Raw genomic sequence first — 12,278 nt, forward strand, 5'->3', positions numbered from 1 at the left:
AAATTATCTGACATATTTCAATAAATAATACTTTTGACTCATCAAACAACCGTTGACAAGCCTTATCGCCAACGGCTGTTTGATGGATATGGCTTTCATGTATCAGTCCTCCAACAAATCTAAAATGCGACAAAGTGCCCCTTCAAGAACAGATACCCTGTCCTCCATGTCATTTCTGTAATCTTCATATTCACCATCTTCATACAGCATCTCACACCCTTCATTTTTTGATGTTGAGTATTCCAATCTTTCGTGACACAAATCAGTAATATCTTTCAGGAGCTCATTAACCGGTTTATCGCCTAATGTGGTTTCAACACTTGTTTCAATTTTAACTTTTACCTGGTTCATATTCATTCCTCCGTATTAAGTATTAAGTCTTCGATGTACGCATAGCGTGATATACTATCAATAACCTCATTTGCATCAGGAACAACCAAGTATCCATGTCCTTTTGGGAATTGTTTATATTCAACTAATGCGAATTTCTTTTCAGGCTTTTCGCTTGCATCATGCCATATGCTGCTGATGCGCCATTCTGCACCATCTATGAACCCTTGTTCATAATACGGGGTTAATTCAGGATTAAAAATGCTATTCTCAAAAACACAGTTATCTACTGCTGCTTTTTCAATATCTTCTTTTGTCATAACTTTATTTATTAAAATCCCATTCCCAACTCCAATCTTCATCACATATTCCAATTCCACAATAAGCATTATTGGTATGTTTATCAATCTCTTGATATAAAGAACGAACCAGATCTTTTTCTCTATTATCAAGTTTCTTCATTAACTTATTCATATCTTTCTGAGTAAAAGTATAGTATTCAGAAACAAGAGAGTCAATTTTACCTTTAGCTTCCCTTAATGAATAATAGGTGTACTCAGAATCTTTGTACTTAAATACAAAAGAGCCATCAGAATAAACTACTATTTTAATGTTTTTATACATCCATTCCATAATTATCTCCTTTCCACCTACCCCAGCAGCCACCACATGATTGCCAGGAATAGGTAATATAGTTTTGTTTTACTCATTCAAATTTTAATTCAAGTTGTCCGTTAGGTTCTTTATATCCGGGATTTGCCAGCATGAAGGCATTTCGTAATGCTTCGGATATCCTATCACGCATAGCTCGTGATACATGGTTCTTGTCTGCTTCGTTGTTTATTTGGAGTATCTTTTCAAGACTGCCGTTTATCGGCTTTTCATCGAGGAACAAGGAGTATTCGGTAAAGATCCGGTTCTGTCGCTTACCATCTGCCATCTCTCCATCCGATTGGTATCTTTCAATTACGGTGTTCTGCATCGTAGATAATACTCTCATACCCCTATCACTCCGACAGCCTTGTTTCTCGTTCTCAAATATGATGGATAGAGCACGTTTCTTGCGAACTTTGCCTATCCTAGCCCAACCATAATAGACTTTTAAAGCTTGTCTTTTATCTATAGTCATGATGCTGCCCTCCTTATGACTTCCATATTACGGTTCACCAGACTTATAATTCGGTTGTGGTACTCGCTTGTCTTATTACAAACGGCCCTACTCTGAATGATTTTAAATGTTTTCAAGTTTACTTCTACAGTTTCTAACCTTTCTCCATTCTTCTGAGCTGTCAGAATAAGGCAATCTTTACGCTTGTAATACTCATTCTGATAAACGCAATGATGCATGGCCTTACCTTCCTGATAGAACTGGGTTATACTTTCCAATGGCCGGATAACAATATCATCATCTTCAATCACCAGCCCTAAGAACGGTTGAATCTTGCGGATGAAAGAAAGGATATCTACTTTCATACGCTTCATTCTTGCTATCCGCGCTTTACGATCTGCTTCAGCACGCTCTTTGGCTTCTATCTTTCTCTTCCGTTCCAGAAGCTTATCATGAGCCTTCTTCAAGTTCTTCGGACAAACATAATGAGCATTATGGGTATCGAGATGGAAATAATCAAGCAGACGCAAGTAATCATCATACATTGAGCCATCCTTTACGATATAGCCGTTACGATTGCAGATATTCACTGTCCACGGATGGGACAAGCATCCACGATACATATAGAACTCCAGTAAGCTGTACTGCTTTGTCTTCAGAAGCATTTCTGCATATTTACTTTCCCCAAGCAAAGCGCGTATCAATATGGCTGGAGTAACACCATGAAACGAAGTTCGAAGCCCATTTCTGTGAAGAATAGGAAGAACCTTGACTTTCGGATATACATAACCGTTTATGTCATACGAATGTGGACAGTATATATTCCCGTTCTGCTTGATACTCATGTCTGAAGTATGCATCCAACCTCTACTTCCCATGTTCATAGCTTTGGCTATAACCGTTTCTTTGCAATCAGCCGTTATCCACTGTTGGCATACTTCATCGATGAAATAATGGGTATCACGTTCTTTTCTTGCATACTTGGCTATGAAGAAATGGCGAAGCACTTGAAAGTCTTTTGAGATTGTGGCTATGGTCAGATAGCTCTCAGAATTATCCTTCTTTTTGCGACTTACCTTTACTTCCAATTTTTCACCACAATAAGGACAACGTATGCTTCCGTCTTTCTGACCGGTAGTATCTATCCAGATCTTGCCGCAGTCTCCGCACCACATTTCATCCTTACATCGGTAGGCTACATGAGGGAAACAATGCTTCTTTCCCCATCGTACCTGCGCTTCTGTAATAGCTGGTAGCTTACTGCTCAATTCGGCCACCAGCCTTTCGCGTTTTGTTCTTGGTCTCATGCATCAAAATTGAATAGTGATAACTGGCGTTCATCGAAGAGTTCCTGTTTAGTTTTCTTTTTGGCAGGTTTCTGCTGTATTGACTTTTCTGACGGAGCTGGAGTAGTAACCGGAGTGGCAACTTCTACCTGTTCCTTCACTCCATCAACTTTGATATTATCCTCATCGTAGTAGTGCACGGCCCAACCAAAAACTGTTGCATCATCAATGCCCACTGAATTGGAGCCTTTGGCCATCTTACGGGCTTGCGAGTAAATGTACTTGCAGCATTCCTTGATACTCTTGTTTGCTTTCTTATAGGTTTCGGCAAAGAGAGAATCTTCCTTTGCACGATTATCCAGATATGTCTGGATTGTTGTTTCAAAATTTGACATAATTGAAGCGGTTATTAGGTTAATATTATTTTCTTCTCGTATCACCATCAACATGGATGATATTAAACATCTCCTTGCAGCGGTCGGCTATGTATATGCCATACCGTGCCGGAATGTCATTTAATTCAAGGTTAGTAGTAGCATGAGTGCAGTATTCGTATCGGAACTCATACCGAAGCTGAAGGACAGTCTGAATTACGTTCAAGCCGGTTCCGAAGTGCTTTGCGTCTGAAGGTTCACGTCCAAGTTCGTCAATACATAGCCCTATAGCCCCGTCACGTTGCGTATATCGCATTATTCCGTCTATTCCTTGCTCCGCATAGCGTAGCGAAATTTCAGCGGCAGAAACGAACGCAAAACCTAAATCTTTCCTACTAAATGCAAACGCATATCGGTTTACCAGACTTTCATACTTCTGCAGCCCCTTCATCAACGTAGACTTTCCGGTTCCTATCGGACCACAAAGCAATATGCCTTTGCTTGGATCAAGACTACCATTCATCATTCGGCCGGCTCTCTCCCAAACCCATCGATATAGTGCATCAAGTGTCTTTCTATTTCTGTCATCAACAATAAATTCTGGAGATACACTGCACATACATTCCACGAGTTTGGTTTTCCAATATGCTTCTGCTCGTCTGGCATCACAATTCGATTGCCTTGAGTACTCCTGTCGTTCCGGCATCCGTACTTGACTGATTATCTCCCTTACGGTTTTCAGATTGTTTTCCATCTTGAAGTTGTTTTTCGATTATCCAAAGATTAGCCCTGCTATCCCAGCGCTCAATTTTGGCGCCATTAGTATTTTTCCAGTTTAGGGCATCGAAGTGGTAGAAGAAAATTTCTGCCTGCTGTTCCCAATCCGGTAGCTTACCCTCAAAATAGGCTTTTACCTGCTCCAGTGTCGGAGGTATAAACTCCGGCTTCTGGACTTTTGGCTTTTGGGGCTTTTCTTCCTCGCGCGTAAATAACTCGCCAGAGTTATTATTCTTAGTCTTATTCTTAGTCTTATTATATGGTTGTACTTTAGGTTCAAGTTTAGGGTTAAGTTTAGGTTGTACTTTAGGTTCAAGTTTAGGTGTCAAATCCTGACACCTAAAATCACATACAACTTGATATTTTGTTTTATCCCGTTGCCCGTTTCCACCAGCCTTAAAAACTATCAAACCAGCTTGAACCAATCTGTTTCTTGCGTTCTTCATCGAATTGACCGACACTCCCACGTCAGACGATACCTTTGTATCGCTACGTGTCCAGCTATCCACCCAGCCTAAACGATTCGCTGTTTTCAACAAGTAAAAATAAAGCCTCGTTTCACAGCAGGTAAATTGCCAGTCCTCATCGAGGAACCAAAAGTTATTGATTAGTTCTATATAGGTCATAGTAGGTATTCGTTTACTGCTTTCATAAATTCAGGAAGGGAACGGCAAACCACATACCGATTGCGGTACTTCTCTGCTTCTCTCTGCCATTCTTTCTGTCCATCACTCTGTACGCCTTTCGGCGTCTTCATCTCAATACAGAGGGAAGCGTATCCCTTTTTAGGTACAAGGAGTATCAAATCAGCGACACCCCTTATTACCCCTTCGTACTTCATCCTCGCTCCGGTCTTTGCATCCCTACGTCCACCGTTCGGAACTGCAAAGAGAAGCAAAGCCAACTTCGGGTACTGAAGACGGAACCATACAAGGCAATCATGCTGTATCTGACTCTCTGATAACGGAATAGTCTGTTTTCTCATATATCATTACAGTTTAAGCAACCTTCTTGTAGTTTCTTCATCTATAAAGTTTGTCCATCCATACTCATACAATTTGATAGCAGCTTCTCTGAGAGTAATCTTCCCACCATCAACTTTTTCTTTCAATGATTGCAATATATTTCTCATAATCTTTGGTTAAACAAGTTCATAGCCATATCTACCACACTCTCCTTCACAACATCGTCTGTACCGGTAACACCGTTGGCGATATTCTTCTTGGTCTGAATTACATCGTACATATAGCGGTCAATCGTATCTTTCCCTAAATAGTAATAGCAGTTCACGTTATTCTTCTGCCCGTTTCGATGAGCTCTATCCTCTGCCTGCTCACAATCACTGAATGTCCAGGGGAACTCAATAAATGCTACACGGCTGGAAGCAGTCAATGTCAACCCTGTACCACCTGACTTGTAGTTCAGAATTATCAGCTTGCAATTCGGATCGTTCTGAAAACTGTCGACTGCCCTTTGCTTCTGTATGGCATTATCCTCACCGGTAACTGTTACTGCATTCGGGAACAGTTGCTTCAACTCCATTACAACCTCCTTGAGATAGGCAAAGACAATAAGCTTTTCACCACCATCGATGACATCATGCACAAACTCAGAGAAAACCTTAATCTTACCTCTTGCAGAAATGGATTTCAGTATTCCCATTTTTACCATGACTTCACCTTTAAGAGCCTTCTGAATCTTTTCATCATCAGCATTCTTATAAGTGCGGAGATACTGAATAAGGTCTGCCTCTGCCTTATCATATTCTTTTCGGTTAGTTATGTCTACCTCGATATACTGCCGTGACTTATCCGGAAGCTGTGTAAGAACCTTTGCTTTCTCTCGTCGGAAAAAGCAAGTAGTAGACAACCTCCAGTTTAATTCTTTCACATTGGAGCTTTGCTTCGGACCGGCACAGAACTTCTCAACAAAATTCTTATATCCCCCGAAGTCTTCCAGCCGTCCCATTATCTTCAACTGTTGGATAAGGTCTGTATTGTTGTTCACTACCGGAGTACCTGTAAGCTCAAGCACATATTCCTTCCCTTTACAAATACCTTCAAGGAACTTACTCTGTTGAGTCTTGCTCGACTTACACTTGTGACTTTCATCGATAACTACTGATTTGAAAAGTGAGATACGCGGATCGAAAGTGATAGAACGCAGTGTAAACCTTGCATCTTCCTTCACACCTTGAACAAAGAATTTCTTCAGACTTTCGTAGTTTGTAATGAAGATATCACAACACTTGGTCTCAAAGAAGCGGTGCCAACTTGCTTTGTTCCTGTCATCAAGTATCATTGCCTGCTTTCCTGCAAACTTCTTGAACTCACGCTGCCAGTTTATCTTTAGAGCCGCCGGACAAACAACAAGGCACGGATACGCCTTTGCTATCGTAACCGTGCCTATTGCCTGCAATGTTTTACCCAGTCCCGGCTGGTCCCCGAAGATACACCGCTTATGCTGCAAGGCATAGGCAATGCCTTCTTTCTGGTATTCGTAAGGTTCCAAAAGTAATCCGTGGGGAACGGTCAGCTTCGGAAGGTCTGGAATGGTATAGTCCGTTACTGCCTTAGCGGAAACGGATCGTTGCACACGACTGCATATCCTTGCCGAGACAGCCCACTCTCCCATCTTGTCCACATACCATTTATCTTCAAGTGAAACTCTCCATGCCCGTTCATCAGGCATATAAGCCGCCTTGGGATTCTTTGCAACACTTGGAATACGGTGTACCAATTCTTTCAGTGTTGCATGATATGGAAAAGATATCTTATAGCAATTCGGGGTTTGCGTTACACAAAATGGGTACAACATAATATTATGATGCTAACTGAGTTGTTTTAGAACGATGGGAACGACGTGGCTTAATCTGCTTTCCGTTTACCTCTATTGTAACCTTGGATTCATCCATCACCTTCTGAAAAGCTGCAATGTCCGGATTTGCCGGAACTGTAATATCTGCTTCCGGAATAGCGTCTGCCTGTACTTCTACAGGTGATTGCTCTTCTGCAAACGGAAGCTCCTGCTGCACCACTTTCCATTTCTTATTGAAGATATATTCATTTACTTCGTAACTACATGCTTCGATAGCCTGCTCCAGCTCAAACTGAAACTGATAATCTTCATTCTCGTCAGCAAACTTGGTGAATGGCGCGTTAAGATTAAGTACCTTATTTGATTTCAAGAAACGTTTTCCGGTAAGTGTTACCCCTCTACTGTCACCATCCCCTCCAACAGTATAGCCGGAAACCTCCAGAATACTTTCTATATTGTCCGGCATTTCATCAAGACTTAACTTTCCATCTGCCTCCTTCAGTTCACAAAGAAAAGCCATATGAGGGATAAGTTCCTTAAAGGCATTAATAAGATCGTTTGTTACAAGATTCTTTCCTTCCACAGTAACTGTACCCGTTTCATCACTATAGGTTGCGACAAGTGTGTTATCCTTTGTTACTTTTGCTTTTTTAATTTCCATTTCCTACCTCCTGTATTTATATTCGTTGATAAATTCTTGATAATACCGGTCTTCCGGCAATGGTAATGTTATACCCAATTCTACTGCAGCATCAGCTTTTACCTTGTTCATGAATTCGGTCATTTGCAAGGTGTTTAATTTGGATGTGCTTCCTGCTATAACCGTTTCCCGTCCGTTAATGAAAGCTGTCCTGCGGAGGAAAAGGTTACAGTAATAATCATGTACATCCTGCTTATCTGTTCCTGTCTCCTGTTCGATACACGTAAACCAAAGCCACATCAAAGCGTTTTGGCTTAGCGTCCGTGATTCAGTGTACCGCTCAATGGTAAGTTTGTAACGACCGTTTCGAAGCTGGCTACACATGAAGTCGAAAGGCTTGTCAATCCTCACCACTCCCTTTTCCTTCACAAGGATAGCTGTCTGACTCATTCTCCAAAAATCTTATTATCAGTGATTAATTCCCTATTGGCCTCCAGAAACTCAATAAAATGCTCTACATGGCCTGTAAGCAATTTGACTGTCTGCTCGTGATTGTAAGTATAATATTCCGGATAACGTGTCCCAGAAATAAGCGGAGTACGACTGGTCCCGCCTTTCAAGGCAAAAGCCGTATATTCAAAAGCCTTCACACTTTCCATTTCACCAGAAGCTATCAGGCAGTAGGGATATACATGACGTTGCCATCCGTGTTCATACTTACCGAAGGTATAACTGCTTGTTGTCTTGATATCATATACCACATCACGTTTCAACTCGTCGACAAATCCGTAAAGTTCTACATCACCATACTTGGTTGGCAGGATTGCAGATACATACAATTGGCTTATTGATCCGTCAAAATATTTGGCCTGCTCGATAACCCAATTACGGTCAAAGAGAAAATTCCGCATTGGGGCCAACTCTGTTGCTGGGAATGTCACTTGAACGATATTTGTTTCACGGTCTCCGATTATAGAATACGGAGCACGTTCACTAGATACATGTGGCTCATTATGCACAGCCATATCAATAAGCGCATTAAATGCAGTACCTTTATCAGCGGCTTCACTGGCAAAAGGAACACGGTTAATCGCATCAATCAATGACTGCTTTAGCCCTGCTTCGACCTCTTCCGGACTCTTTTTATATTCACCAGTTTCATTATCAATATTGAAGAAGCTTTCCACTTCTTCGTCAGCCCTTAGATAAGCTTCAAACTTATCTAAGAGTGACGGATACATTCTGTACTTAGGCTGCTGCATATTCCTTCTTGATTTTGTCAAACTTCAATCCCAGTTCCTTGCATCTCTTATTCAAAAGCTGGCCAGCCTGCAACTTGCTGTCGAAGATATGCTGCATATTAGCCAATGATTTTGTTACTTCGTTAGCAGTTTCAGCATCGACAACCGTTTCTATCTGTGCCTTGATAACTTCCATAAGGTCTTCATATTCGGAAGAAAGTTCAGTTTGTTTAGCCTGGTAATTTGAATAAGATTCAATGATTTTACTCATAAAATCATTACTTCCGGTCGGAGTTCCCTGTTCATTGATTATAGTCGGTATCTCCATACGTTCCGGAAGATTGCAAGTGTTCTTCCCATAGAACTTCTCACATGGGTTGAAAGAAATGGTACGCTTCTTTCCGATGGCTTCCATATAACCTACCAAATCCAGCTCCTTAATCAAGTCACCAGCAGAAGAGCCACCGATTTCCGGACGAATCTGCTTTTCATCCCCATTCTTTTCTTCACGTTCGTGGGCAACGAATATCACTGATTTACCCATCAAGGAAACCTGATTAACAAAGTTGATGAACATGTTCTTTCGTACTCCGTAACCTTGCAAAGAAAGAGTTCCATCGGCTTTCTTCATCTTCGGATTGTTCTGCATGATATACTTATCCATAAAGGAAAGCATCTTTCCTGCAGTATCGATGACGATTGTCTGATACCCTGCAATATCCGGGTCATGCATCACTTCATCTACTTCTTCCCATTTGGTTATCTGTACTGTATCAACACGGTGTGCTGCATTTACACGGTGAACACCACCGTCAAAGTCAAGCAAAAGCGGATGCGGTGCACTCAGTGCCAAAGTTGTTTTTCCCATACCAGGCTGTCCATAAATAAGTGCTGACAATGTACTCTTTACTTGCAATTCATTCGGTTTCTTAATAAGTCCCATAATCAAAAAAAATTAAAGTGGTTAATATAAAAAAGCTTCTGAGCAGGCGGCCAGACCTAATCAGAAGCAATCATTCATTATTACTTGTTATCTCATACTTAGCTGCAGGTGTAAGTTCTTTAAAACAATTGCACTTGAATGCAGCTGCCTTCAACTCCACAAGGCTATATCTTACTTGGGAACGTATTTTCCCATCCATATCCTTATAGCGTTTTACCAATCCAGCTTTACACCATTTCGTCACGTTCCCTTTTCCAAATCGGCTGTGAGCTTGGTTTTGGGAAATAAATTCGGGTTCTTTACCAGATTCTATACGCTCTTGCATTCTTCCAATATCAGAGGCATAATCTACAATCCGGTATAACATTTCATCATTAATAGCGACAATCATACTTCCCTCCTTGTTCTTATAACCCTTGTTACTCTTCCAGTTTCTTGTATTCTTCCCCTACGCATATCCATATGGTAGTCCATAGCTGCAACAATTAACAGCATAATCGAAAAGAACAACTCTAAACCATGTTTACGGATTTCCTTCAAATCGAAATTTATTTTCAGCTTTTCGCAGAACATATATAATACCAGTTCTGTATCTTTACTTATCCCCAGTTTCCGATATATGTCGCGCTTCTGTGCCTTAATGGTCCACTCAGACCTCCCAAGCTTATCTGCCACCTCCTTATCTGCAAGCCCCTTGCAATACTGTTCAGCAACCAGATGCTCACGTTCTGATAAAGCATTCATGACACACGCTTCACTTTGAATTCACCTTTCTTCCGATCTATCTCTCCTACCCTTTTCCAATCTGCCCCTTCTACACACATCTCCAACCGTAGTCTGGAAATCGTTGTGTTTACCGACGAAATAGAGGAAATGGGGAATATCACAGTTTCACCGACCTTCATCCCTCGCAAGGCCGATGCCCAGTTTTCTGTTATTTTTACCATATCATTACAATTTTAAGATTTGTGGTACCAGCAGGAATCGAACCTGCATTTCTTCATCTGGAAGTGGCCTTGTCATTAAGCCCACGATACCAAACGTGCCGAACTTCACAGCCCGGCACGCTCATAACCATTTTATCACAATATGACTTATTTATACCTACCTAAAATCTCTTGAATCTGATTGCTTAACTCTTCATCAAACTTAGCTCTACGCTCCAATTCTGCATTACGCTTCTCCAACAAGTCCGAAAACTCACTCATGGTCTTTCTGATGTCTTCTATTATCTCTTTCAACTCGTTCATAGTCCAATCTTTTTGCAGCAATAAAACCTGTAATGATAAATCCGATAAAACCTACCCAATACATTGCAGATAGGTCTTGATTAAAGTGCATTACCAATACAGATAATGCACAGAGAAATAGTAACTTCTTCATAATATTATTGTTTTTACTCGTGCCCCGATAAGCTCTCTCTGCTCTTCCCACCGGAGTTATCAGCTACTGTTCTTCACTGCATGACCGTTCGGGACATGTAACTTAATCTACCGCTGCTGCCTTATGCTCATATCATCGCAATCGGTTGCTTTCACGGCTTGTACTCCGCCTCTGCTATGTGTGTATGTTTCGGTATTACCTCACTACCATACTGCTTACGGCGCCGGCTACTTTAACGTGCCCAGAACACGGCTTCATTTTTGAGGGTTAAGCCTCCCATCCCGAATTAGCCTATCATCGGTTTAGCTGGTTCCCTATCTCCACATCAAAGGGTAGGCTCTTTGGCCGGATAGGGATTGAGTTATCCTGATTAATCTCCACAATACTTCGAACCCAAGTAACCTCTGTTGTTGTCCGGATAAATAGTTGCCTCAGTTACACCAGTCCAATCGTAGGTGACTGCCTTACAAGCTGACTTACATCCGGACAAAGGCTGGCTCTTTGAATCCATGACTTTTTGCATTGAAACTTGAAGCTTGGCAAGTTTCCATGTTGATTTCAGAACTTCACTGAAAGTCTTTCCTTTCTTCTTAGCAACATACTTATATGTTCTCCAAGCATCCTTCATTATCTGTTTCAAATTGAATCGTTTCATGGCATTACCTCTTTTTAGTTATCACTTTCGTTTGGTTCTCTCAGGTTTTTTCGTTTCCTTTGTTTATTGTTTATTGTTTGATGTTGCAAATATACAAACATTGTTTGTTACCACAAATATTAATACAAACTTTGTTTTATATTTAACAAAAGTTATCACTTATGAGCAAGAAAAACATTTGGATTCTATTCGGAACATCTGTTTTACTATCGATAGCATCAATATGTATATCACTTCTCAGGTCTGAACCATTAACATGGGATGGAATGAGTGCACTCGTTGGGATACTATCTCTATTAGTAACCCTATTATTAGGATGGCAGATTTACACCTTTATAGATATTGAGAATAAAATAAAAAGAACTATAAAAGAGGAGTTTGACAAGAAAGCAAAAGATGTATATATAGCCATCATTGGTAATACATTGACATATCAAGTTGAAGATGCAAGGTTTTATATAGAAGAAAGAGAGTGGAACAGGGCATTATCCTTACAAATACATATATTACAAGGATATATTAACCTCAACCAAAAAGAAAAGGTAGAAGAAACTGTTGATTTATTAACAACATTCTTCCACCTCCATATAAAGGATGTATCACCTGAAAACATTAAAAGGACAATAAAAGAATTAAAAAGGGCTATCCCACACAGCGATAAAGCTTATGAATTACTTTTGTTCATTAGCAGCTGCCTCAAGAAGTAACCTTTTAAGTTCTTTCA

21 protein-coding genes and 1 tRNA gene are annotated in these 12,278 nt (G+C 40.6%); 1 reads left to right on the top strand and 21 read right to left on the bottom strand.

Features of this window, described 5'->3' with window-relative positions:
* Positions 1–102: 102 nt before the first annotated feature.
* From O6P32_RS10220 to O6P32_RS10320, 21 genes are all read right to left on the bottom strand, one after another.
* Positions 103–351, bottom strand: coding sequence for a hypothetical protein (locus tag O6P32_RS10220; protein WP_269878376.1), 249 nt, complete (start codon positions 349–351; stop codon positions 103–105).
* Between the two features lie 2 nt (positions 352–353).
* Complete coding sequence (locus tag O6P32_RS10225) at positions 354–650, bottom strand: hypothetical protein (RefSeq protein WP_269878377.1); 297 nt, start codon at positions 648–650, stop codon at positions 354–356.
* Between the two features lie 4 nt (positions 651–654).
* Positions 655–963, bottom strand: coding sequence for a hypothetical protein (locus O6P32_RS10230; protein WP_269878379.1), 309 nt, complete (start codon positions 961–963; stop codon positions 655–657).
* Positions 964–1,036: 73 nt separating this feature from the next.
* Positions 1,037–1,330, bottom strand: a complete 294-nt coding sequence (locus O6P32_RS10235; RefSeq protein ID WP_269878380.1) for a hypothetical protein — start codon at positions 1,328–1,330, stop codon at positions 1,037–1,039.
* A gap of 125 nt (positions 1,331–1,455) precedes the next feature.
* On the bottom strand, positions 1,456–2,745 hold the full coding sequence (locus tag O6P32_RS10240; protein WP_269878382.1) for a PcfJ domain-containing protein: 1,290 nt from the start codon (positions 2,743–2,745) through the stop codon (positions 1,456–1,458).
* Positions 2,742–3,119: a PcfK-like family protein gene (locus O6P32_RS10245; RefSeq protein WP_269878384.1), complete on the bottom strand. Its 378-nt coding sequence runs from the start codon at positions 3,117–3,119 to the stop codon at positions 2,742–2,744. The genes O6P32_RS10240 and O6P32_RS10245 overlap by 4 nt, the downstream gene beginning before the upstream one ends.
* A 25-nt stretch (positions 3,120–3,144) precedes the next feature.
* Positions 3,145–3,624: a P-loop NTPase family protein gene (locus O6P32_RS10250; protein ID WP_269878386.1), complete on the bottom strand. Its 480-nt coding sequence runs from the start codon at positions 3,622–3,624 to the stop codon at positions 3,145–3,147.
* 139 nt (positions 3,625–3,763) lie between these two features.
* Positions 3,764–4,501 (bottom strand): hypothetical protein, encoded by a 738-nt coding sequence (locus O6P32_RS10255; RefSeq protein ID WP_269878387.1) that lies wholly within the window; start codon positions 4,499–4,501, stop codon positions 3,764–3,766.
* Positions 4,498–4,860, bottom strand: coding sequence for a VRR-NUC domain-containing protein (locus O6P32_RS10260; RefSeq protein WP_269878389.1), 363 nt, complete (start codon positions 4,858–4,860; stop codon positions 4,498–4,500). Before O6P32_RS10260 ends, O6P32_RS10255 begins: the two co-directional genes overlap by 4 nt.
* A gap of 6 nt (positions 4,861–4,866) precedes the next feature.
* Positions 4,867–5,007: a hypothetical protein gene (locus tag O6P32_RS10265; RefSeq protein ID WP_269878391.1), complete on the bottom strand. Its 141-nt coding sequence runs from the start codon at positions 5,005–5,007 to the stop codon at positions 4,867–4,869.
* On the bottom strand, positions 5,004–6,692 hold the full coding sequence (locus O6P32_RS10270) for a DEAD/DEAH box helicase (RefSeq protein WP_269878393.1): 1,689 nt from the start codon (positions 6,690–6,692) through the stop codon (positions 5,004–5,006). The genes O6P32_RS10265 and O6P32_RS10270 overlap by 4 nt, the downstream gene beginning before the upstream one ends.
* 4 nt (positions 6,693–6,696) lie before the next feature.
* Positions 6,697–7,353, bottom strand: a complete 657-nt coding sequence (locus O6P32_RS10275) for a hypothetical protein (RefSeq protein WP_269878395.1) — start codon at positions 7,351–7,353, stop codon at positions 6,697–6,699.
* A gap of 3 nt (positions 7,354–7,356) precedes the next feature.
* Positions 7,357–7,782, bottom strand: a complete 426-nt coding sequence (locus O6P32_RS10280) for a hypothetical protein (protein WP_269878396.1) — start codon at positions 7,780–7,782, stop codon at positions 7,357–7,359.
* Entirely contained in the window at positions 7,779–8,594 is an 816-nt protein-coding gene (locus tag O6P32_RS10285) for an HNH endonuclease (protein WP_269878397.1), read from the bottom strand. Before O6P32_RS10285 ends, O6P32_RS10280 begins: the two co-directional genes overlap by 4 nt.
* Positions 8,581–9,516 carry an ATP-binding protein gene (locus tag O6P32_RS10290; RefSeq protein WP_269878399.1) on the bottom strand — a complete coding sequence of 312 codons (936 nt, stop codon included), beginning with the start codon at positions 9,514–9,516 and terminating at the stop codon, positions 8,581–8,583. The genes O6P32_RS10285 and O6P32_RS10290 overlap by 14 nt, the downstream gene beginning before the upstream one ends.
* 70 nt (positions 9,517–9,586) lie before the next feature.
* Entirely contained in the window at positions 9,587–9,907 is a 321-nt protein-coding gene (locus O6P32_RS10295) for a hypothetical protein (RefSeq protein WP_269878401.1), read from the bottom strand.
* Entirely contained in the window at positions 9,904–10,260 is a 357-nt protein-coding gene (locus tag O6P32_RS10300) for a helix-turn-helix domain-containing protein (protein ID WP_269878403.1), read from the bottom strand. The genes O6P32_RS10295 and O6P32_RS10300 overlap by 4 nt, the downstream gene beginning before the upstream one ends.
* Positions 10,257–10,463, bottom strand: a complete 207-nt coding sequence (locus O6P32_RS10305) for a hypothetical protein (protein WP_269878404.1) — start codon at positions 10,461–10,463, stop codon at positions 10,257–10,259. The genes O6P32_RS10300 and O6P32_RS10305 overlap by 4 nt, the downstream gene beginning before the upstream one ends.
* A gap of 22 nt (positions 10,464–10,485) precedes the next feature.
* Positions 10,486–10,554, bottom strand: a tRNA-OTHER gene (locus tag O6P32_RS10310).
* A 56-nt stretch (positions 10,555–10,610) separates the two neighbouring features.
* Positions 10,611–10,766: a hypothetical protein gene (locus O6P32_RS10315; protein ID WP_269878405.1), complete on the bottom strand. Its 156-nt coding sequence runs from the start codon at positions 10,764–10,766 to the stop codon at positions 10,611–10,613.
* Between the two features lie 503 nt (positions 10,767–11,269).
* The gene (locus tag O6P32_RS10320; RefSeq protein WP_269878406.1) at positions 11,270–11,554 is read right to left on the bottom strand and encodes a hypothetical protein; all 285 of its coding nucleotides are present in this window, start codon (positions 11,552–11,554) and stop codon (positions 11,270–11,272) included.
* A 161-nt stretch (positions 11,555–11,715) separates the two neighbouring features.
* Between O6P32_RS10320 and O6P32_RS10325 the strand changes: the two genes are divergently transcribed.
* Complete coding sequence (locus O6P32_RS10325) at positions 11,716–12,261, top strand: hypothetical protein (protein WP_269878408.1); 546 nt, start codon at positions 11,716–11,718, stop codon at positions 12,259–12,261.
* Positions 12,262–12,278: the final 17 nt, after the last annotated feature.

The sequence above is a fragment of the Phocaeicola acetigenes genome, assembly GCF_027529745.1.
GTDB classification, from domain to species: Bacteria; Bacteroidota; Bacteroidia; order Bacteroidales; family Bacteroidaceae; genus Phocaeicola; species Phocaeicola acetigenes.